General features: G+C 52.2%; 21 protein-coding genes and 1 pseudogene. 16 read left to right on the forward strand and 6 right to left on the reverse strand.

The window, feature by feature from the left end:
* Window positions 1–131: 131 nt before the first annotated feature.
* Window positions 132–1097 (forward strand): magnesium/cobalt transporter CorA, encoded by a 966-nt coding sequence (gene corA, locus C2U68_RS07330; RefSeq protein ID WP_140912008.1) that lies wholly within the window; start codon window positions 132–134, stop codon window positions 1095–1097.
* Window positions 1098–1119: 22 nt separating this feature from the next.
* The gene (locus C2U68_RS07335; RefSeq protein ID WP_140911854.1) at window positions 1120–2334 is read left to right on the forward strand and encodes an MFS transporter; all 1215 of its coding nucleotides are present in this window, start codon (window positions 1120–1122) and stop codon (window positions 2332–2334) included.
* Window positions 2335–2540: 206 nt separating this feature from the next.
* Here C2U68_RS07335 and C2U68_RS07340 read toward each other — a convergent pair whose 3' ends face one another.
* Window positions 2541–3122: a cation diffusion facilitator family transporter gene (locus C2U68_RS07340; RefSeq protein WP_222101881.1), complete on the reverse strand. Its 582-nt coding sequence runs from the start codon at window positions 3120–3122 to the stop codon at window positions 2541–2543.
* Window positions 3123–3278: 156 nt separating this feature from the next.
* Here C2U68_RS07340 and cadR point away from each other — a divergent pair, with 156 nt between their 5' ends.
* The 4 genes from cadR to C2U68_RS07365 all read left to right on the forward strand — a co-directional run bounded on the left by cadR (window position 3279) and on the right by C2U68_RS07365 (window position 5570).
* Window positions 3279–3698 (forward strand): Cd(II)/Pb(II)-responsive transcriptional regulator, encoded by a 420-nt coding sequence (gene cadR, locus C2U68_RS07345; RefSeq protein ID WP_409563847.1) that lies wholly within the window; start codon window positions 3279–3281, stop codon window positions 3696–3698.
* A gap of 45 nt (window positions 3699–3743) precedes the next feature.
* Complete coding sequence (locus C2U68_RS07350; protein ID WP_260839255.1) at window positions 3744–4280, forward strand: MerR family DNA-binding protein; 537 nt, start codon at window positions 3744–3746, stop codon at window positions 4278–4280.
* Between the two features lie 109 nt (window positions 4281–4389).
* A complete protein-coding gene (locus tag C2U68_RS21770) occupies window positions 4390–5100 on the forward strand; it encodes a MerT/CopZ fusion-like heavy metal transport selenoprotein (RefSeq protein ID WP_331725263.1) in 711 nt (236 codons plus the stop codon).
* Window positions 5101–5117: 17 nt separating this feature from the next.
* On the forward strand, window positions 5118–5570 hold the full coding sequence (locus C2U68_RS07365; protein ID WP_140911858.1) for a putative iron-sulfur cluster-binding metallochaperone: 453 nt from the start codon (window positions 5118–5120) through the stop codon (window positions 5568–5570).
* A 625-nt stretch (window positions 5571–6195) separates the two neighbouring features.
* On the opposite strand, the pseudogene C2U68_RS07370 reads toward C2U68_RS07365, so the two are convergent.
* A pseudogene (locus C2U68_RS07370) lies at window positions 6196–7227 on the reverse strand (transposase).
* A 12-nt stretch (window positions 7228–7239) separates the two neighbouring features.
* Complete coding sequence (locus tag C2U68_RS07375; protein ID WP_140911859.1) at window positions 7240–8115, reverse strand: tyrosine-type recombinase/integrase; 876 nt, start codon at window positions 8113–8115, stop codon at window positions 7240–7242.
* A 706-nt stretch (window positions 8116–8821) separates the two neighbouring features.
* On the opposite strand from C2U68_RS07375, the gene C2U68_RS07380 reads away from it, so the two are divergent.
* Complete coding sequence (locus C2U68_RS07380; RefSeq protein ID WP_140911860.1) at window positions 8822–13021, forward strand: PAS domain S-box protein; 4200 nt, start codon at window positions 8822–8824, stop codon at window positions 13019–13021.
* Window positions 13022–13236: 215 nt separating this feature from the next.
* Here C2U68_RS07380 and C2U68_RS07385 read toward each other — a convergent pair whose 3' ends face one another.
* A complete protein-coding gene (locus tag C2U68_RS07385; protein ID WP_140911861.1) occupies window positions 13237–14142 on the reverse strand; it encodes a DNA-binding protein in 906 nt (301 codons plus the stop codon).
* 342 nt (window positions 14143–14484) lie between these two features.
* On the opposite strand from C2U68_RS07385, the gene C2U68_RS07390 reads away from it, so the two are divergent.
* From C2U68_RS07390 to C2U68_RS07415, 6 genes are all read left to right on the forward strand, one after another.
* Window positions 14485–14733, forward strand: a complete 249-nt coding sequence (locus tag C2U68_RS07390) for an AbrB/MazE/SpoVT family DNA-binding domain-containing protein (protein WP_140911862.1) — start codon at window positions 14485–14487, stop codon at window positions 14731–14733.
* Window positions 14733–15071, forward strand: coding sequence for an endoribonuclease MazF (mazF, locus tag C2U68_RS07395; RefSeq protein ID WP_054758393.1), 339 nt, complete (start codon window positions 14733–14735; stop codon window positions 15069–15071). Before C2U68_RS07390 ends, mazF begins: the two co-directional genes overlap by 1 nt.
* A gap of 393 nt (window positions 15072–15464) precedes the next feature.
* Complete coding sequence (bet, locus tag C2U68_RS07400; protein ID WP_140912011.1) at window positions 15465–16487, forward strand: phage recombination protein Bet; 1023 nt, start codon at window positions 15465–15467, stop codon at window positions 16485–16487.
* Window positions 16488–16577: 90 nt separating this feature from the next.
* On the forward strand, window positions 16578–16925 hold the full coding sequence (locus C2U68_RS07405; RefSeq protein WP_140911863.1) for a hypothetical protein: 348 nt from the start codon (window positions 16578–16580) through the stop codon (window positions 16923–16925).
* Window positions 16922–17920, forward strand: a complete 999-nt coding sequence (locus tag C2U68_RS07410) for a YqaJ viral recombinase family protein (RefSeq protein ID WP_140911864.1) — start codon at window positions 16922–16924, stop codon at window positions 17918–17920. Before C2U68_RS07405 ends, C2U68_RS07410 begins: the two co-directional genes overlap by 4 nt.
* A 307-nt stretch (window positions 17921–18227) precedes the next feature.
* Complete coding sequence (locus C2U68_RS07415) at window positions 18228–18458, forward strand: hypothetical protein (RefSeq protein ID WP_140911865.1); 231 nt, start codon at window positions 18228–18230, stop codon at window positions 18456–18458.
* 14 nt (window positions 18459–18472) lie between these two features.
* On the opposite strand, the gene C2U68_RS07420 is transcribed toward C2U68_RS07415, so the two are convergent.
* The gene (locus C2U68_RS07420; RefSeq protein ID WP_140911866.1) at window positions 18473–18709 is read right to left on the reverse strand and encodes a hypothetical protein; all 237 of its coding nucleotides are present in this window, start codon (window positions 18707–18709) and stop codon (window positions 18473–18475) included.
* Window positions 18710–18819: 110 nt separating this feature from the next.
* On the opposite strand from C2U68_RS07420, the gene C2U68_RS07425 reads away from it, so the two are divergent.
* A complete protein-coding gene (locus tag C2U68_RS07425; RefSeq protein WP_140911867.1) occupies window positions 18820–19110 on the forward strand; it encodes a hypothetical protein in 291 nt (96 codons plus the stop codon).
* On the opposite strand, the gene C2U68_RS07430 is transcribed toward C2U68_RS07425, so the two are convergent.
* Window positions 19081–19290 (reverse strand): hypothetical protein, encoded by a 210-nt coding sequence (locus tag C2U68_RS07430; protein WP_140911868.1) that lies wholly within the window; start codon window positions 19288–19290, stop codon window positions 19081–19083. The genes C2U68_RS07425 and C2U68_RS07430 overlap by 30 nt on opposite strands.
* A gap of 131 nt (window positions 19291–19421) precedes the next feature.
* Between C2U68_RS07430 and C2U68_RS07435 the strand changes: the two genes are divergently transcribed.
* Both C2U68_RS07435 and C2U68_RS07440 read left to right on the forward strand, forming a co-directional pair.
* Window positions 19422–20363, forward strand: coding sequence for an AAA family ATPase (locus C2U68_RS07435; RefSeq protein WP_064028483.1), 942 nt, complete (start codon window positions 19422–19424; stop codon window positions 20361–20363).
* A gap of 1 nt (window position 20364) precedes the next feature.
* Complete coding sequence (locus C2U68_RS07440; RefSeq protein ID WP_140911869.1) at window positions 20365–20820, forward strand: hypothetical protein; 456 nt, start codon at window positions 20365–20367, stop codon at window positions 20818–20820.
* Window positions 20821–20930: the final 110 nt, after the last annotated feature.

Raw genomic sequence — 20930 nt, forward strand, 5'->3', positions numbered from 1 at the left:
TTCTAGTAAAATGCGTAACGAATGATTTCGGGTTTGACCTGACAGGCAAATTTATCCGCACAATACAGCACACCGCAAATCACTATTTCCAAATTAGGAGGGATTTTGTGACAAATAATATCGACCACAACATGGTGATGAAGTGCGTGGCCTATGAAAATGGTATCAGCATCGGCGATGTTACATTAGAAGACATCAGCGAAGTGTTGAAACGCGAACATACGTTTGTATGGTTGGGTTTACGCGAAGCGGACAAAGAGTTGCTGTTAAAAATTCAGGAAGAATTTGGGTTACATGATCTAGCGATTGAAGATGCCTGCAAGGCACACCAGCGACCAAAGATCGAGGAATATCGGGACTCGGTATTTATGGTTCTAAATACCGCTCAGTTGGGTGACGATAACGTGAAATTGGGTGAAACACATGTGTTTCTCGGCCCTCGATTTTTAGTCACGGTCAGACATGGTGCCTCGCACAGCCTGAACAAAGTCAGATTGCGTTGTGAAGCTATGCCGCAGCAATTAGCCAAAGGACCTGGATTTGCGCTGTATTCGATTATGGACTTCATCGTCGATAACTACATACCAGTAATCGATGGCTTACAGACCCGTTTCGATGTCTTGGAGTCGGCGATTTTTCAATACAAACCCAGCCGGCAAACCATGGAAGGCCTCTACGAACTAAAACGTGAATTACTCTTATTAGAGGGTGCTATCACACCGGTCATCGACATCTGCAACGAGTTGATGCGATTTCATAATGGCATGATTCCTAAAGATGTGCGGGTGTATTTCCGTGACATTGCAGACCATATAAAACGTATCCACCAAAGTATTCATAGCATGCGGGAAATGCTACTGGCCGCCATGCAAGTCCATTTGACCTTTGAGACGGTCAGGCAGAACGATGTCGTCAAAAAGCTTGCCGGTTGGGGAGCAATACTTGCGATACCCACCATGGTCTTTAGTTGGTATGGAATGAATTTTAAGTACATGCCTGAACTGGATTGGGAATACAGTTACCCCATAGTAATTGGCATCGTGTTTTTGGGTAGCGCATTGCTTTATTGGCGTTTGAGAAGAGCTCATTGGCTGTAAGCAACGATTACCTGGAATAATTTTGCTTAAACATCTGCTATTACCCGCCGGCGTAAACAAGACCATATTACCCTTCATTATTGGACGGGCATTGCGGGCTTTTTCCGATGGCTTTGTTGCGGTGCTATTGCCCGCATATTTATTGGCCTTGGGTTTTGACACGTGGCAAGTGGGGGCGATAGCAACATCGACACTGTTAGGATCGGCCATGGCTACACTGGCGGTGGGAGCCTGGGGACATAAAGTCCATGATCGCGAATTACTGCTAGTTGCTGCGCTATTGATGATCTCGACTGGGTTCGCCTTTGCCAGTCAAACGTCATTCTGGCCATTGTTGACGATTGCCTTCATCGGTACGCTCAATCCCAGCTCCGGTGACGTCAGTTTGTTTCTGCCACTTGAGCATGCCCGACTGGCAGAGGCGGCCCACGACCAAGCTCGGACAGCACTGTTTGCCCGTTATAGCCTTACCGGTGCATTGTTCGCTGCTATAGGTGCTTTATCGGCGGGACTGCCAGATTATCTTGTCCAAACTATTGACACCAGCAGACTTGATGGCTTTCGATTTATGTTTGTCCTTTATAGTCTTATCGGCTTTACTATTTGGCTATTGTATAGACGTTTACCACAGCCACATACTGAACAGAGAAAGCCAGCGCAGCCATTAGGACCATCCAAGTCAGTAGTGATAAAACTGGCGACCTTGTTTTCACTGGATTCCTTCGCTGGCGGATTAGTTGTCAATTCGCTGTTAGCGCTTTGGCTATTCAAGCGTTTCGATTTGTCATTAGCCGCAGCTGGTTCGTTTTTCTTTTGGGCCGGTTTGCTGACGTCCTTATCCCAGTTGGTTGCACCGCATTTGGCAAAACGGATTGGACTGATCAATACCATGGTGTTCACGCACATCCCTGCAAATCTCAGTCTAATCGGGGCCGCATTTGCGCCTGACATCGAAACAGCACTCGGTTTGTTGTTGCTGCGATCCTTATTATCCCAGATGGATGTGCCGGCTCGAAGCGCATTTGTGATGCTGGCGGTGACCCCTGAAGAGAGAGCGGCGGCGGCTAGTTTTACATTGGTACCTCGGAGCTTGGCGTCTTCGCTCAGTCCAGCGCTAGGAGGTGCTTTATTTACAACTGGCTTTTTTGCGCTTCCATTGGTGGGGTGCGGGGTCTTGAAGATTGCCTACGATCTGATGTTGTGGCGCGCTTTCAGAAAATTCGAGGCTAAAAATTAGCTAAATTGATGTGAAATAGCGTTTACGACATTATCATCAGATGATTATCCTAAGCTCTGAAAAGTACGAAATTTGAGGATGTGACCGCTTGCGCGCTCAAGAAAAATTGGGAAATCCGTTGCTGGGCCGCCGGGCAATAAAAATTCTCCCCAACTGGTCTCTGTTGGGGGGATTAGTAGAGAAAGCAAAAAAGGAAAAATCGCACGCTAAGACTTGTCAATGCTGCGCAGCTCTCGGGCTGATTGTCGTAAAACGCCGAATGCAGAATGAAGAAACAATCCTGCGATTAGACTTCCAACGATGATGTCCGGCCAACGCGAAGAGAGCTGGTAGCTTGTACCTGCCGCTAACAGAACTCCAACATTGGCGATTAAATCATTGCGGGAGCATAGCCAAGTCGAACTCATATTGAGGTTATCGCTGCGGTGCCGGTAAAGCAGGAAAAAGCAGACAAGATTGGCAAACAACGCTAAAGCACCAACGATCCCCATCATTTCGATACCTGGCATGATCGGGTTGAATACCTTGTAACCGGCTTCCCCGAGAACCCCAAGACCAAAGGCCAGCATGAAGCAGCCCTTCAACACGGCCGCCATCGCCTGCCACCGCACCGAACGGGCCAGCACGAAAAGGCTGAAGCCGTATACCAGTGAGTCGCCCAGCATATCCAAAGCATCGGCAAGCAACGAAGTGGAGTGCGCCTGGAGTCCCGCTGCACTTTCCACAAAAAACATGGCCGCATTGATGACAAGCACGATCCACAGTACCCGACTGTGGTTTTGGCGCATGGCGGTTAACTCGCAACTTTTATTTTCACAACAACTGGCCATTTTTCGTCCTCACATTGGCTGGTAAGGCAGCAATCTGCCCGATTCTTGCCAATTTAAGACCCTATAGTTAGTATAGAGTCAAGTGTGTAATGCAGCTGAGGCAATTGGCTCCAAATGCCCAACAATTTGAAGATTGGTGACCTGGCCAAAATGGCAGGTTGTCAGGTGGTAACCATTCGTTACTATGAGCGGGAAGGCTTGCTGCCGGAACCAGCTCGGTCCGATGGCAACTACCGTTTGTACACCGGCAAGCACCTCGAGCAGCTTCACTTCATTCGCCATTGCCGATCGATGGAGATGACGCTTGAGGACATCCGGCTGTTACTCAGATTTCGGGATACGCCAGAAGAAAACTGTAGTGAAGTAGACGCCTTACTCGATCAGCATATCAGTGCTGTGGTCAACCGAATCGAGCAACTCCAATCACTGGAAAATCAGTTGAGAGACTTACGTGGTCAATGCCGTAGTGCCCGAGCCGCCAAGGATTGTAGGATTCTGCAGAGCCTGTCTTCGGAAACAGACGGGCAAACATAACGATGATGTAACGACTTGGCTTTTAGTGCCCCACCCAGAATGCTAGTGAGCCCGAACAACCATTTTTGGTGTCAGATTGAGCCAGCCGTCATTCAAGATAATCTTCAGGGTTATTTGCAAACAGCTGATGATTGGAAAAATTGGGGGCAAAATATAAAACCACCCGTCAACTTTTGGCTCTATGAAATGTCGCCTTTAAACATCGGCAAACTTGCCAAGCATACCGAAGTCACCATTGAGACTATCCGCCACTATCAACGTATTGGTTTACTGACGGAACCAGAGAAACCCCAGGATGGCTACCGATGTTATTCAGATGATGCGATTACTCGAATCCGGTTCATCAAACGCGCTCAACAGGCCGGATTTACCTTAAAAGAAATTGCCACCCTACTAGCCCTTGATGGGGCGCACTGTGCTGATGTTCGACAATTTGCCGAGCAAAAATACCAGCAGATCGATCAACAAATCAAGGATTTAACGACCCTCCGTCAGGTATTGGGAACGCTGGTCAACGACTGTCAGCAGACAACTTCGTCCGCGCGTTGCGCTATTCTCGATGCGTTTAGCGATGATGCATAAACCCAACCCTGATTTTAAGTAAGACCCCACTGCCCACTTGACTCTGTGCTAAGCAACAGGGTTTAGACTTCTTACCAACATTGGTAATTGTTTGGTTGAGGAGATTCGGATGAAAACAGACCCTGAAACACCTATTAACTCCCCGTCATGGTTAGGTATCGGCGCCATATTGGCCGCTATAGGGGCTTCGGCCTGTTGTGTCGGGCCATTTTTGCTGTTGTCATTGGGTATTGGCGGTGCGTGGATCAGCACGTTGACGGCGCTGGAACCGGCCCGGCCATTTTTTATTGTCCTGACCCTGATACTTGTAGGGCTCGGCTATCGAAAACTCTATCTAACGCCTGATCGCTGTGCGGTAGGTGAAATCTGCTCCACAACCGACAACCAACGCCAACAGCGCCTACTGTTTTGGCTGGGTTCCGCATTCATTTTGATGCTGCTGGCTTTTCCCTGGGTAGCGCCTTTTTTCATGGCTTGAGATAATTCCGATATGACCATTAAATCCGGATTAATACTGATAAGTTTGTTGTTACCAGCCACCTTGTTGATGCCAGTGGCCTATGCTGAAACTACAGAGGCACTGCCAAACCAACAACAAACGGTGACACTGAAGTTAGAGAATGTAACCTGCGCCATGTGCACAGTCACCATTAAGAACGCCTTGCAGAAAGTCGAAGGTGTGCAAAAAGTGACTGTCGATTACGATACCAAAACGGCCGTGGTTATTTTCGACAGTCACAAAACCAATAGCGCCGCCTTGATCAAAGCCACGACGGACGCCGGTTATCCGGGCTCTTTGCTCACACCTATTAGCCAATAAGGCCGAGGATAGCGTCTATGTCTGATTGTTGCTGCCCCACCAAGTCATCCGCCAAGACCCAACAGATTTGTCCTGAATGCGGTTCTGCGTGCAAAAGCGTCGGCATGCCTACGTTGTACCATCAGGTACGATTTCCCGAAAATCAGTCAATCGTCATTGACAGCTATTATTTTTGCCCGACAAAAACATGTTCGATTGCTTACTTTGCCTACGCCGGCGGCACCATTCCCAAACAGCACTTACGAAGCTATCAAGCGATTCAGAACGACGCGCTTTGTTACTGTTTTGACATAGACTCCGAGCAGTATTTATCGGCATTAAAAAATCGACGGGCAGAACCGATCAAAGGTTTCGTCATGCAACGTACCAAATCCGGCGAATGCGCCTGCGAAATCAGGAATCCGTCAGGCCAGTGCTGTTTGGCCAACTTCAAGAGTTTTGAAAATGAGCACAATACAGATGTCAAATGATCGCTATAAACCAGCCGTTCGGGGAACTGATTTTTGAATTTTTCACAGACCGCTTTTGGCCGTTTGGTTGAGGTCGCCAACGGCTGCTTTGCAGCCCTCCCGTTCGCAGAATCTGGCTTTGGCTGACTGGCCGGTTTGGAGAAGCGCGACAGGCCGTTTTGGGTCGGTTTGGCTCGGTGACGAACGGCAGCTTTCGGGTATCGGAATTCAATGACGGCTTCCGGGCGATGAATTTGATAAGCTGACTGTCATCAGGTGTTAAGGGTTGTCGGATGCCTGCCCTTCACTGCGTAACGGTACTGCTGTGACAAACCGCCGAGGGCAGGCGTCGGACAAGCCCCGAGGGAGGAAACCGCGGGCCACATAGCAGGGAGTTAGCAGGGATGAACGGCTATGGGGATTTGAATGGTGAGTCTGGTTTTATTCTGATTAAGCCATGGATTTGCAAGATCATGATAGGGCTTCAAGCGTGGTTGGCGAAGACGATAATGACCAATCGGATTGCTTTTTTGTGACGTTAGAAGGTGATCATTAAGGATTTTCAGCCCTCTGGCCAAGCGTTTCCGTATCGGCTTTGGCCGACGAAGTTTGGGTGGGTAGCTCCAGCTTGGGCAGGCGTGTTGGCTCATGGCACAGGACCCTGTGGCGGTGGCGCCCGAATCAACGGTTTGCGCGCCAAGATTTCGATGATCATCATGGCCGCCCCGCAATCCGGACAGACGAAGGTTGGCGGGGGTGTTCTTTCCAGTGCGTCCGCTTTCGTTTCCGTGGGTTCTGGTACCACCTGCAGCAACTCACGGGCTCTGGCTAGATGATCTCTCCGCCCGCCATTGGCCAGCAAGCCCACATGGCGAATGCGGTGAAAACCGCTGGGCAGGACATGCAGCAAAAATCGCCGGATAAACTCGTCCGGACTGAGGGTCATGGTTTTCTGCCGCGTCCTACCTTTGGCCCGATAGTCTTTCCAACGAAAGGTAACGCCACGTTCATCCATCGCGAGCAGTCGTGAATTGGCAATGGCCACACGATGGGTATAGCGTGATAGATAAGCCAATACCGCTTCGGGGCCTGCAAACGGACGTTTGGCATAAACCACCCATTCGCATTTTCGCAGCGGTGCGAGCCAGTCGGCACCGTCCAGTGACAAGCCGCCGCCCGGCACGATGCCATGCACGTGCGGATGATGGGTTAAGGCTGATCCCCAAGTATGCAGCACCAGGGTGGCGCCGATCTGTGCGCCCAGATGTTTCGGATCGGCGGCAATGGTGCGTAAGATTTCCGCCGCGATCTCGAACAACAAGCCATAGAGGATGGTTTTATTGTAATAGGCGATGGCGCTGATCGGTGCCGGCACCGTAAATACCACATGCTAATACTCGACCGGCAGCAGATCGGCCTGCCGGGCGTCGAGCCAGCGTTTGGCCGCGCTGGCCTGGCACTTCGGGCAATGCCGGTTACGGCAGGAGTTGTAGGCGATGTCTTGATGCTGGCAAGCCGGACAGCACAACACATGCCCACCCAATGTCGCGGTGCGGCACTGTTCAATGGCGGACATGACTTTCAGCTGGCCCAGACTTAAGTGAGCCTGCTGAGCTTGTCGCCAAGCGGGACCGTGGGCGCGGAAAATATCCGCGACCTCAAGCGCAAGCCGCCTCATGGGCGTGCTCGACTACATTAACGGCAAAGTCTCGATCGGACTGACGACCTCCCGCAGAATATCGGTGGCCACCTGCGCATACAATGCCGTGGTCTCCAGTTTCTTGTGGCCGAGCAATACCTGGATGACGCGAATATCGACCTTCTGCTCCAGCAAGTGCGTGGCGAAACTGTGCCGCAGCGTATGCATCGATACCCGCTTGTCTATCCCCGCAGCCTCGGCGGCGGCATGGACGGCGCGGGTGAGTTGACGGGTGCTGAGCGGGTCGATAGGGTCCAGGCCCGGAAACAGCCAACCGCCTGGCAACATTTTGCCTTGGGCGTGCGCGAACTTCCACCAGGCGCGCAAACGCTCCAGTAACACCGGTGACAACATCGCATAGCGATCCTTGCTACCTTTACCCTGTTCGACGCGTAAAGTCATGCGCTGGCTATCGACGTCGCTGACCTTCAATGCCACCACCTCGCTGGCCCGTAAGCCGGCGCCGTACGCCACCGATAAGGCCGTTTGATGTTTGAGATTATCGGCGGCGGCGAGCAAGCGAGCCACCTCTTCGCGACTCAAGACCACCGGCAATTTACGTGGCTCATGCACTGCATGCATCTTGGCCATTAACTCTGGATGATCTAGCGTGTTGTCGAATAGAAACTTCAATCCCGTGAGATTGGCATTTAGGGAAATCGCCGAAATGCCGGAGTCAACCAAGTACAACTGATAACGGCGTAAATCTTCGGCACTCGCGGTATCCGGCGAACGCCCCAGAAACCTCGCAAATCGCTTCACGACGCGAATATAACTGGCTTGGGTTTTTGGCGATAACTTGCGCATCCGCATATCGTCGATCATGCGTTGACGCAAGGGGCTGACGGGTTTATCTGTCGAGGTCATGACACGACTCCTATCCTGTACAAGGCGGATTGCCTCGTCGCTTGGATAGGAAAAACACAGGATATGCTGCCGATTATCCTCAGGATTGGCTACACAGACTCCATAGCGCGTAGCGGTTTAGTCCGGTGGCCGATTGGTTGAGGCCACCACCGTCAGCTTTGTAGTCCTGCAGTTTGATGAATCGGTAATTCACTGAATGACCGGTTTGGAGAAACTCGATAGACGGGTTTGGGTCGGTTTAACTCAGTGACGACTGGCTGCTTTCGGGAATCGGAATTGAAGGACCGCTTGCAGGCGATCAATCTGAAGAGCCGACGGTCGCCAGGCGACCCTTTTCCGCCAGTCGCGTTTCTCCAATATAGTCAGTCAAATTCCTAATCTTAAAATTGGATAACTACAAAGCTACCCTTGGAATTTGGCCCAATCGACCATAATCCGCCGGCAAGGGTGGGCTATCCAGTGCAGAATACCTGAGAATTTCTACGATTCAGTCAACTATTTGGTATCCGGCGAGCTGATTTTTACCGCGTTCCTAGAATTGGAGAAATTTGCGGTACTTATTTGCGTTTGCTAATTCAGACATCCATAAAGTTCTTAGAAAAGGCAGAACGTCGCATAAGTGAAAGAAATCGCCATCAACTGCATATCGCCGTCTAGTAAACTGTGCCAAATATAACGGTAAGTCTCGAATATTTGAATCTGCTGCATGCTCATCACCCTGATCAACAACATCGCATTTCTGATTGCTCTGGTGACGACCGGGCAACTTGTCCTCAAGCGATTTCCCAATAACGCACTGAATCGCCAGGTATTGCTAGGACTTTTGTTTGGCGGCGTGACCTTGTTAGGTATGCTCAATCCGGTGACTTTTGCTCCTGGACTGATTTTTGATGGCCGTTCTATCGTGCTGTTAGTAGCTGGCGTTGTGGGAGGCGCAATTACTGCCGCGATTGCGGCGATCATGGCCGCGATTTATCGCTATAACCTGGGCGGCATCGGGGCGCCAGTTGGGCTCGTTATCATAGTATTGTCCAGCTTGTTGGGTGTGCTAGCACGACAATGGTGGTTGCAACGTCAAGTGCCTCCGTCAATGCTGGAATATCTGGCCTTGGCTGTTCTGCTGCAGCTAGTACAACTAGCTGCATTCACGCAGATTCCCGATCAAGTGGGCTTTCCCTTCATTGAACAAGCTTGGTGGGTACTCTTGTTGCTTTATCCTCCAGCCACTATGCTTTTGTGTCAGATATTCCGCGACCAGGAGCAGCAACTGGAAAATCAGCGGGAATTACAAGCCGCGCAAGAAGCAGCAATGCGAGAGCGGTCCATGCTGCGCACGCTCATTGACACGCTCCCGAATTTGATCTGGTTGAAAGATTCCAAGGGCATCTATCTAGCCTGCAATTATCGATTCGAGCAATTCTTTGGCGCTGACGAGCGAGATATTGTCGGCAAGACGGATTACGACTTCGTCGACAAGGAGCTTGGCGATTTTTTTCGTGCCAACGATCACGCTGCAATGGAAAAGAACGGCCCTTCGGTCAATGAAGAGGAAATCACATTTGCGACTGATGGTCACCGCGAGTTGTTGCAGACCATCAAGATACCGATGCGTGACGACAATGGCCAACTCATCGGCATTCTCGGTATCGGAAGTGACATCACTCAGCGAAATAAAGCAGAACGTGCTTTAGAAAACAGCGAAAAGCAACTTCGCTTTGTCCTTGAAGGCGCGGAACTCGGTTTTTGGGATTGGGACATCGCGGCTGGCACGGTTTCTCGCAACGAGCGATGGGCGACGATGTTGGGGTATAGCCATCAAGAGATCCAACAGACCACCCAACAATGGACGGATTTCATCCACCCAGATGATCGTAGTCGGGCGTGGGATTCGATCAACGCCGTTCTTGAAGGTCGTTCGAGCAAGCACCGACTCGAATATCGCATGCTAAGCAAGGACGGCAGCGTCATCTGGATTCTCGACCAAGCTAACGTGATGCTCCGCGATGCAGAAGGCAAGCCGTTGCGCATGTGCGGCACACACACCGACATTACCCCTCGCAAACAGGCTGAGGAAGTGCTGCGGAAAAGCGAAGCAAGGTTTCGTTCGTTGTATAACAATATGACCGAGGGGGTTGCGCTCCACCAACTCGTGCGCGATGAGTCAGGACAGCCAGTCGACTATATTATTCTTGATGTCAACCCGGCATTCGCAACGCATACCGAGTTGAGCATAAAGGATGTGATCGGAAAAACTGCCACGCAAGTCTACGGCCGTGTGCCCTATCTCGATCAGTACGCGCAAGTCGCAACCTCAGGGCAACCCTCGCAATTCGAGACCTATTTCTCGCCTCTCGGCAAGACCTTTTCCATTTCCGCGGTTTCTCCAGCGCCTGACCAATTTGCCACTATCTTTCATAATATTAGCGAACGCGTTCGACTTGAAAAGGCTCTGCGACAAGCCTCGGAACGGTTCCAAGCGATCATTGAGGCGTCACCCATCCCTATGGCGATAAACGACGATGCGCTGAATATTACCTATTTAAATGGGGCATTCATTCGCACTTTTGGCTATACGTTGAGCGATATTCCCACAGTCGCCGATTGGTGGCCAAAAGCCTATCCCGACCCCGCTTATCGGACGCAAGTTCAACACGACTGGCAAGATCACATCGATGCCGTTTTACGGAAAGGGGATAAATTTAAGCCGCTAGAAGTAAAAATTAACACCCGATGGGGTGATGCCCGTATCGCTTTGGTTGCGGCCACTAAACTGCCGGAGGGACTCGATGAAGTTCATTTGGTGACGCTGATCGATATTACTGATGTCCGGCGATCTGAGGATGCCCTGCGAGCAAGCGAAGAGCGTTTCCGAAGACTTCACGAGAGCCTGAGTGATGCCTATGCCCAGGTTGATATGTCAGGCAAAATTACGGATTGGAACCACGCCTTTCAGGAGATGATCGGCTATTCGGCCGAGGCGATACCCACTTTGACCTACAAGCAAATAACGCCTGTAAAGTGGCATGCGTATGAATCCCGTATTCTGGAGGAACAGGTCATCGTCAATGGTCGATCGGAAGTCTATGAAAAGGAATACAGTCGCAATGACGGCACAATCATTCCGGTGGAACTCAGGACGTTCCTGCTTAGAGGAAAAAATGGTGACCCCGAGGCCATGTGGGCAATCATTCGAGACATCACAGGCCGTAAGAAGAATGAAGAGAATCTCCGCATTGCGGCAGTGACCTTTCAGAGTCATGAAGGCATCATAATAACCGATGCCGATACCCATATTATCCGCGTCAACAGAGCCTTCGAAGAGATAACGGGCTACTCCAAGGACGAGGTAATAGGCCAAAACCCACGGATATTTAAGTCCGGTCAACAAGATACCGTCTTTTACCAAGCCATGTGGTCAAGCTTGGACAAGAACGACCTATGGTCCGGTGAGATATGGGATAGACGCAAAAATGGTGAAATTTATCCCATCTTCATAACAATCTCGGCTATCAGGGACGATCATGGAAAAGTGTCGAATTATGTCAGTGTGTTTACCGACATCAGCCTGCGTAAACAAACCGAAGAGGAAATCCATCAACTTGCGTTTTTCGACCCACTAACCAGCCTCCCCAATCGCCGGCTGTTCTTGGACCGCTTGGCACAAGCGTTAGCGGCTAGCCAGCGGAGCGAACGTCACGGGGCCTTGCTCATGCTTGACCTGGATCACTTCAAGAAAATTAACGACACTCTGGGGCATGCTGTCGGCGATGAATTGCTGTCTGAAGTGGGCCTGCGGCTGAGGAACTTAGTCCGAGAAGGAGACACAGTTGCCCGTTTGGGTGGTGACGAGTTTATCGTTGTGCTTGAGGGGCTGGACCGTCTTCCGATGGAGGCCGCAAGCCAAGCTGAAAACTTAGCTCAAAAGATTTTAGAGGCATTGGCAAAGCCCTATCGACTGAGTGAGAGGGAGTACCATAACTCGGCGAGTATTGGTATTTGCCTATTCCTCGGGCATGTGGAGACTGAGACCGATATTGTCAAACATGCTGATGTGGCGTTATACGAAGCCAAAGCGGCCGGGCGAAATGCAATCCGGTTTTATGATCCAAAAACGCAAGATTTTTTGGATCATAGAACCGCGCTTGAGGCGGACTTACGTCATGCCCTTAAAAATCAGGAACTTCAGACTCATTACCAGGTGCAAGTTGATGGCCATGGCCATTGTCTCGGTGCGGAAGTGCTGCTTCGCTGGCGGCATCCTACACGCGGCTTCGTGTATCCAGACCAATTTATACCACTGGCCGAGGAGAGCGGGCTGATCGTACCGATAGGTTTATGGGTGCTGGAAACTGCTTGCGCGCAACTTGTTGCCTGGGCGGGCAATTCGTTAACTAGAAACCTGACGCTAGCGGTGAATGTCAGCGCCCGTCAGTTCAGCCAAACTGACTTTGTCGCTCAGGTTCGGAAGGTTTTGAATGATAGCGGCGTGAATCCGGCACGTGTCAAGTTGGAGTTAACGGAAAGCGTGGTTCTTGACAATGTTGAAGATGCCGTCAGAAAAATGCGGACGCTACAAGAGTCAGGTGTAACGTTTTCACTCGATGACTTCGGCACCGGACATTCTTCCCTGTCATACCTAAAGCGCCTGCCGTTGGAACAAATCAAGATCGACCGCTCTTTCGTTCGCGACATCGTAACGGACCCAAACGATGCTGCCATCGTCGATACCATCATTGCCATGAGCCGCACCCTAGGCCTGAATGTGATTGCGGAAGGCGTGGAGACAGAGGCGCAGCGAGATTTTCTCAGTAATCACGGCTGTGAAGCGTACCAAGGGTACCTGTTTGGTAAGCCAGTGGCACTTGACCAGTTTGAGGCTAGCTTAAAGAGACTGTTCGAGCAATAAGGCAACATGAAGAGATGTTACCCATATAATGGTAACAAGCAAAAAGTTTTTTTGGGCCTAACCTGGCCTAATTTGCTCGCCAGTTACCGGACATTTGAACGGATCACCTGATGCCTTATCTATTAAAATTGGGTAATTTCCTAGCCGACGGCTTTTGGCCGGTTGGTTGAGATCGTCAACGGCGACTTTTCAGGCCCCCGGTTCAGCGCAATTAACTAATTACCAATAGCTTTCATTAACTGTTCGACCTGTGTTTTCATAGCCGTTAATTGGCCTGTTAGAAGCGCAACCTGTTCCCGCGCGTTGCCAGCCTCTTTTTTAGCGCGATCTGTTTCAGCTTCGAGCTTAATCAGCTTTTCGCCCGTACGTTGAAGTTCCGCAGCGGCTCTTTGTCGTTCCTCCTTTCGCTGTTCCTCCGCGGTTTCCACTTTGGTCTGCAGTTTGGTCAATTCCGTTTTCAATTGGTCTCGCTCGGCCGCGATAGATTGGGCGGCTTGTTTCTGAACCGCCACCTGTTGCCGTAGCTTGGCTTGCTCTGCTTCATGCTGTTCGGTTGCTACCTTCGCGTTCTTCTCGACCGCCTCCAATCGTTCGCGCAAGGTGGCTAGCTCAACCGCCTGTAACTGGTTCGCGGCCTGCGCTTCGGTCAAGCGTTTGGTCAACTCCCCCACCATGGCCTTCTCATCCGCCAGCATGGTCTCCAATTCATCGACCGCCTGCGAGGCATCGGCCAGCTCGCGCTCTGATTGGGCTTGCTGTTCGCGCGCCGCTCGCAACACATCAGCTACCCGCCGCTCTTGGGTTTTGACCGCTCTGTCGTTCAGCTCCAGCGCTAACACGTTAATTTTGTCGACCAACCCCTTGGTCAACACCGCCAAGCTTTCGGCCACTTCCAGCGGCAACTCGACGACGGGCTCCGAATTTGTCACCGCTTGAGCGGCATTATGCCTGTCCCAAACCTCTTTGAGTCGCTTCGGATCGCCGCCGCCGGTTAGCTTGCGTAACGCAAATCCGGTGACATTCCGATTCGCCTTCGTCAACGCCTTGCCGGCTTCGATAATTTGGTCGTCGGTAATATCGGCGGGGCGACCCAAACTGGATTCAAAGTCTTCTGCTTGCATGGCGAACTCCCATTCTGATTCAACTGCGGCGGCAGGAGTTTGACATATTAAAAGAAATAAAGAAAGTAAGAAAGAAAGAAAGTTAATTCCCAGACTTCACATCTCACGCCATCCTGATTGTCAAATTTGCAATCATTGTCGCCACAGGATTGCAACGCACAAAAAACGTAGCCACAATGTAGCTACCGATTTGAATGTATTTCAGAGGTAACAATGAAAGTTGGATTGCAAACTGCTTTAGGCACTTTTACGGCTGGCGCCGGCCTCGGGTTAGTCATTTTTGGCGGCGCTATATCGGTCGACAAAGATTTGCATTAAGCGCGTTTAACGGGAGTAAATCTGATGCAAACTGAAATTAAAAAATGGGGTAATAGCGCCGTGATTCGATTGCCGGCGGCGATGCTGGCACAGTTAAAGCTGGAAGTCGGTTCGCCGGTCGAGCTGACAGCGGACGATGCCGGGCTACGGATTGTACCGACCACGGCCAAACCTGTTTTTAAGTTGGAGGAATTGCTGGCTGGCATGACTTCCGATAATCGGCATGATTGCATTGACTGGGGGCCGGATGTTGGCCGAGAAGGTAACAATTAATGGCTGTATCGTACGTACCTGAGCGCGGGGATTTGGTGTGGATTGCGTTCGATCCTCAAGCAGGCCACGAACAAGCGGGGCGCCGCCCCGGCCTGGTCGTTACGCCACGCACTTATAACGTCAAAGCCGGGTTAGCGTTGATTTGCCCTGTAACAAGTCGAGTTAAAGGATATCCGTTTGAGGTACCATTACCGGTCGGCGACCGTGTGAGTGGTGTGATATTGGCGGATCAGATTCGGAGTCTGGATTGGGCGGCGCGTCAGGCCGAAAAGATATCTATGGTGGACGGGGCGGTATTGGCCGAAGTCTTGGCCAAAATCGAGGCTCTTATTCAATAATTCAGCCCGTGGACCAGATATTACCTTGCATTGGCTTCGGTAAGTCAAATAGCGGCTTGCTCCTGTTAAGGCTTCGGGGATATCGCCAAGTGTTTAACCATTCTACCGATTCTTCGAGCAACATGCTCAGGTACCCAGTCGCCGCTAAAATCCACTTCCACTTCACAATTTCTTTTGTTATAAAGGCCACTAATATTTAGCGTTAATCAACGCTGAAGATCCTGCAACAGCAGGCGCTCCGTCTTTAGGCGGCGGGAACCGATGTTCCCGTACTGAGTGCGTCAATCTCAGCTTTCAATCCATGCGTCATTCAAGACGCCTATACCACCCAACGGGGAACGATCCGATTCCCCAATGGGAGTCCGTCGTTCCCTTTTTTTAAGGAGAACGATTATGGCTCAAAGCAATCCCGGCAAAAATACCTCCGATACGCCTACTCGCCCGGCAATGCCGGATGCTGCGAAACAAACCTATGGCCTGACGGAGCAATCCTGGAAAGTATTGACAGAAGTCACCTTTCCCACAGCCAAAACCGCAGAAGCCATCTTGATGGCTCTGGATTATTGCAAAACCCGAAAACTCGACATCTTCAAAAAACCGGTCCATATCGTCCCGATGTGGAGTACCGCTTTAGGCCGCAATGTCGAAACCGTCTGGCCCTCCATCACGGAAATCCAGACCACCGCGTCCCGAACCGGTGTTTGGGCTGGCATGGATCGACCGGTCTGGGGGCCCGATATCACCAGAACCTTTAAAGGCCGCTACAAGGACGACAACGAGCAATGGCAGGACGTCGATGTCAGCGTAACTTTTCCCGAATGGGTAGCGGTTACCGTGTACCGGATCGTCGGCGGCCAACGTTGCGCCTTTACCGAGGAAGTCTATTGGCTTGAAGCCTACAGCACGGCCGGCGGTAAAAATTCGCGAATACCAACCGCGATGTGGATCAAGCGCCCCAAGGGGCAATTGGCCAAATGCGGTAAAGCGGCGTCTTTGCGTGCGGCCTTTCCGGAAGAATGCGGTTATGCCGCCGAGGAAATGGAAGGCAAAATCATTGATATCGACGGTTCCGATGTAATCGATATCGATCCGTCGGCCGAACCGGCTACCGCGGCACCCGAGCAACAACCTCAAGCTGAAGTCAAGCCGGAGGTGATCGATGCATCTAAGCTCCATCCAAATTTGATTAAGGCAGTTGAAACCCTGATTAAGCGGACAAAAGATGCAAACGCATGGGCGGCGGCCGAAGAATTCATCGCCAGCCGATTTACTGGTGTTGACCTGATCTATGCCCGTGCGGAATTAGACAAAGCCAAACCGAAACCCGCGTTAACGCATACCGAAGGCATGACTATTCCGCCGCTATCTGCGAAAGACGCCGAGCTTAGCAAGGCTCGTCAAGCACTCAGAAATTAAACCGACTTTCGGTTTTTCTCATTTACCCATCCAGGGCGTCATGATTCGCCCTGTGGGCTATTCGTGACGCTCTTCTGTTGGAGAAACGTCATGAATGAAATCACTACCTTCGATCAATCCCTCAACCGGATACCCAGCTTTACCGACTGGAGCCGTTACGACTCACCGACCGTCCTGCGCCGCTATGGGCCGGGATTTCTTGATAAAGCGCTGGATCCGGACACGGAAACCCGGCTATTTCATCGCCGGCATTCCTACGCCGACTTGGTCAGTATCGCCGATACCTTAGGCGGCATCTGCACTCTATCGCCGGGTTGCACCTTGTTGCTATTCGACGATGTCCGTCTCGCACAGCGTTGCCACGCGGTGTTGAAACAACGCAAATTAGAAGGCGTGCTGCACGGATGTCACATCCGGATCGACGGAGAGTTCGAATGAAAATCGTCGATATCGCCCAACGCAGCGATGCGTGGCCGCTATGGCGATCGCAAGGCGTAACCGCCAGTGAAGCAGCAATCATTCTGAACCGCTCGCCTTACAAAACGCCTTGGCGCTTGTGGGCAGAACGGGTCGGCATCGTCCTGGAAGCCAACCTCGACAACCATCCATTGGTTCGTCGCGGCCGCGAACTGGAAACGAAGGCGGCGCAATGGTTCGAAGCCACGTGTGACGAACTGTTGTTGCCATTGTGCGGCGAGTGCGATCAATACCCGTTGATCCGTGCCTCGTTCGATGGCATTACCGGTAACGGCGAACCCGTCGAAATCAAATGCCCGCATCCCAGCACCTACGAAAACGTGGTACAGGAACGTGAGCAGTCGGTTGCCTACCAATTGTATTGGGTGCAAATGCAGCAGCAGTTGTTGGTCGCCGATGCCAAAAGAGGCTATCTGTGCTTCTATCTCGACGACCAGCATGTCAAGGTGTTCGACATCGCGCGCGATGACGCCTTTTTGGTGACTTTAATCAACGCGACGATCACGTTTTACGGTTGGGTCATCACCAAAAAAGAACCGCCGAAAGACCTGAAGCGGGACTTGTATTTGCCTGAAGGCGACGCCGAAATTCAATGGCATCGACTGGCGGCCGAATACCGTGCCCGGCAGAAGAAACTGGAGGCATTGAAAGCCGAAGCCACCCAACTGGCCGAACTGCAAGCCAAAACCGAAGCCCAATGGGTAGAGCAAATGGCCGATTACGTCATCGCCGAACATTCCGGCGTGCGTGTCTGTCGAAGCGTCAGCCAGGGGGGTATCGATTACAAGGCGGCTTTAACGGCCCTGCTCCCGCAACTGACTGAGGCGGAGCTGGCCCCGTACCGAAAGGCTCCGGCCTCGCGGGTACGCGTGACGTGCCGAGACGACAATGGCAAAAACGCGCAAGTAGCGTTTGACCCGGATTCCTTGGCCGTGACGGAAAGCAGTTGGTTTTGAAAACACGTTAGCAACGAACGAACACTACCTCGGTAGTGTTCGTTTCTTTAAGTCGATTCAGGGCTTGTTTTAAGGTGTAAGCCAAGCCCTCAACCGACTTTTCTAGCGCTATCGTCATCGATACGCTGAAAATCCTGCAGAGCAGGCGTTCCGTCTTCAGGCGGCGATCAAGGCATGTCCTTGGTGGTACCGGGTGCGTCAAACCCGGCTTCGTCCGGCCGTTGCTATCAACGGCCTATTTTATAACCCGAATGGGGCATCACGCCCTATCGGGCCATCGGTGCCCCCTGATTGTTGGAGGTGCACTATGACAAAATCAGAAGCTGTTTGGCTGTTTTTAACCGATCTTAAGAACCGCCGGGATACTACCCGTCGCCTGTTCGAGATGGCTAAAACCGAGCCCACCCTGGTCACGACGTATATCGCGTCGTTGCCGGACAATTGGCAACACCGTGACGATCCCGAAGTCGACTTGCTCAAGCAGCTGCACGCAGTTGCGCTGACCGCGATCGCCGAACGTGCAGTGTCTGTCGGTTGAACGTCAACCGTAGGTTAACTGTCGGTCAACTGATCGAAAGTGACCTCGCCACGCATTAAAGGACTGCTACCCATTTCCAACGCCTGCAGTAAATCGGCCAGGAACACCGGGGAGCACGCCTGAACCAAGGCGACATCGTACTCCGCTGTCGTTTTAATCGTATTGACCGCGTAACCGCGCCTGGCGTTGTTGCGTTGTAAGCGGCGAAATTCCGCTCGGGTCAATCGGACTTTACCCGCATGTTTGATCATGCAAACCTCGATCGGTATTGATGTTTAATATCGTTTGATGATTACCCACCCCACCCAGGGAGACCTCTCCCGATGGGGGCGTGTCTCCCTTTTTTATAGGAGATACGACCATGAACCTCAATTCTGTTTCGAAATTGCCACGCCGCGAACCCTCCATGTCCACGGCGGATAAGATCCTCGAACTGGCCGCGTTAAAACCGGCCACGGTCGCAGGCGCTTTATTGAATCATCCCGATATCTTCCGGGATCTCAACGAGTCAATTGCCACCACCTTGGTGCTATCGCTCGTCGACCGCGGCCAAGCCGACACCTTACGCCAATTGATGGCGAGCAAGGCGATCGGCGAAGCTAAAGCCCACCTTCTGGCCGAATTACTCCTGTTGGAGGCATTCGCCGAGTAACACGGCTTGCAGCAAGCGGGATTCGGCACTCGTGTCCTTATCCCGCACGGCATCGGCCGCGACTTGCAAGGCCGCATTGTACTCCGCCACCGTCTTCGGCGGCGCGGCGCGATCGGTCATCACCCGAAAGGCGTGCTGTTCCCGGTCGCTTAAACGTAGTTTATCCCCTAGTCGAATCATATCGGAGCCCTCAATGGTTTAGACCATCGTAACCGCTATGACTCATTAATCAACCCCGCAAGGGAGGTTCGCTTCCCTACCGGGGGCGCACGCCTTCTATTTCGGGAGTCACTCTTAAATCAGGAGGCAGTATGTACCAACAGTATTCCGTCGCCGATACCTTCGGCGTATCCGCACCGGCCTCGATGACCGTCGAAGGCTTTGTCCCGGCAAATAATCCATTCGTGCCGGTCCAAAAACCGTATGTGTTTCGGCGCGAGCCATTGCGCGACGTCCTGGCGTTCTTTCGGAATCCGAATGGCGATGGACTGTATATCACCGGACCCACGGGCTCCGGTAAAACCTCGTTGGTTGAGCAAGCCGCCGCCCGCTTACACTGGGGTGTGCATGCCGTTGCCGGTCATGGCCGGCTTGAGTTCAACGATTTGTTGGGCCAATTCGTCTTAACCGGCAACGGCACGATGAAATGGACCGACGGCCCGTTGACCAGCGCCGTGCGCCACGGCCACGTGCTCTTGCTCAACGAAATCGATGCGACCGACCCGGCCGAGTTGCTGGGTTTGAACGATATCGTCGAAGGCAAACCGCTGATGATTGCGGCCACCGACGAAGTCGTCATGCCGCACCCGAAGTTCCGTCTGGTTGCAACCGGCAACAGTGCCGGCGCCGGCGACCAGTCGGGCTTGTATCAAGGGGTGATGCGTCAAAGCGTGGCCTTTATGGACCGCTTTCGTTTGATGGAAGTGGGCTATCCGGAACCGGACGACGAAATGAGTATGCTGGAACGCACGGTCCCGACCATGCCCCTGAGCATTCGGGAACGCATGATTCAGCTGGCCAACGAGATCCGCAAGGTCTTTATTGGCGGCAGCGATTCGTCTGGTCTGCTCTCGATCACCATGTCGACCCGCAGCTTGTTGCGTTGGGCCCAGCTCAGTGCCAACTACAAAGGTTCCCCGAACGCCCTGGCCTATGCCTTGGATCGGGCGCTGGTTCTGCGGGGGGATGCGGCCGAACGCGAGGCCATCCATCGGTTGGCGCAAGACGTGTTCGGCAGCGATTGGCAGGTGTGACATGTCGGTGCTGTATTGGCAAGTCGAATGCCGCGCACCGCAACCGGTCGTCTTTGCCGTAAACCACGCCTTACATCAGTGGCGATCTTGTATCGACCGCTGGCAGCAAGACCTTGGTTTGAGTTATGTGGGTTGGCCGGATTGGGACTCGCTGCTGCGTTTAAGTGAAATCGGCCGCGGCTTTGACACCAGCGGCCAAATACACCCGGAACACGGCATTGCCCCCTGGTTATGGCTAACGGCGTTGAAAAAAGCCGGCTTCGTCGGCATCGACGTGGGCATTGTCACCGATGCGTCTCGCGAAACCTCGACCAACTTACACCAGGAATCCGAGGTGTTACAGCTATTCGGTACCGACCTAGTGCAGATCCGGCCTGTGGCTGAAGCGCTAGGCTTGCTGTTGCCGTCCTTGGATCTGGTTGCCGCTTTAGGCGAAATGGACAGTGACTGGTTTTAACCGGTCACGGTTTTTACTTTTTTGAACCCGCCTTTCAACAGGCTTTATCAACCCGGAAGGGGCTTACACTGCCCTCCGGGGCTGTCGTAGGCCTCTTTTAAGGAGGCACT

Source organism: Methylomonas koyamae, assembly GCF_006483455.1.
Taxonomy (GTDB): domain Bacteria; phylum Pseudomonadota; class Gammaproteobacteria; order Methylococcales; family Methylomonadaceae; genus Methylomonas; species Methylomonas koyamae_B.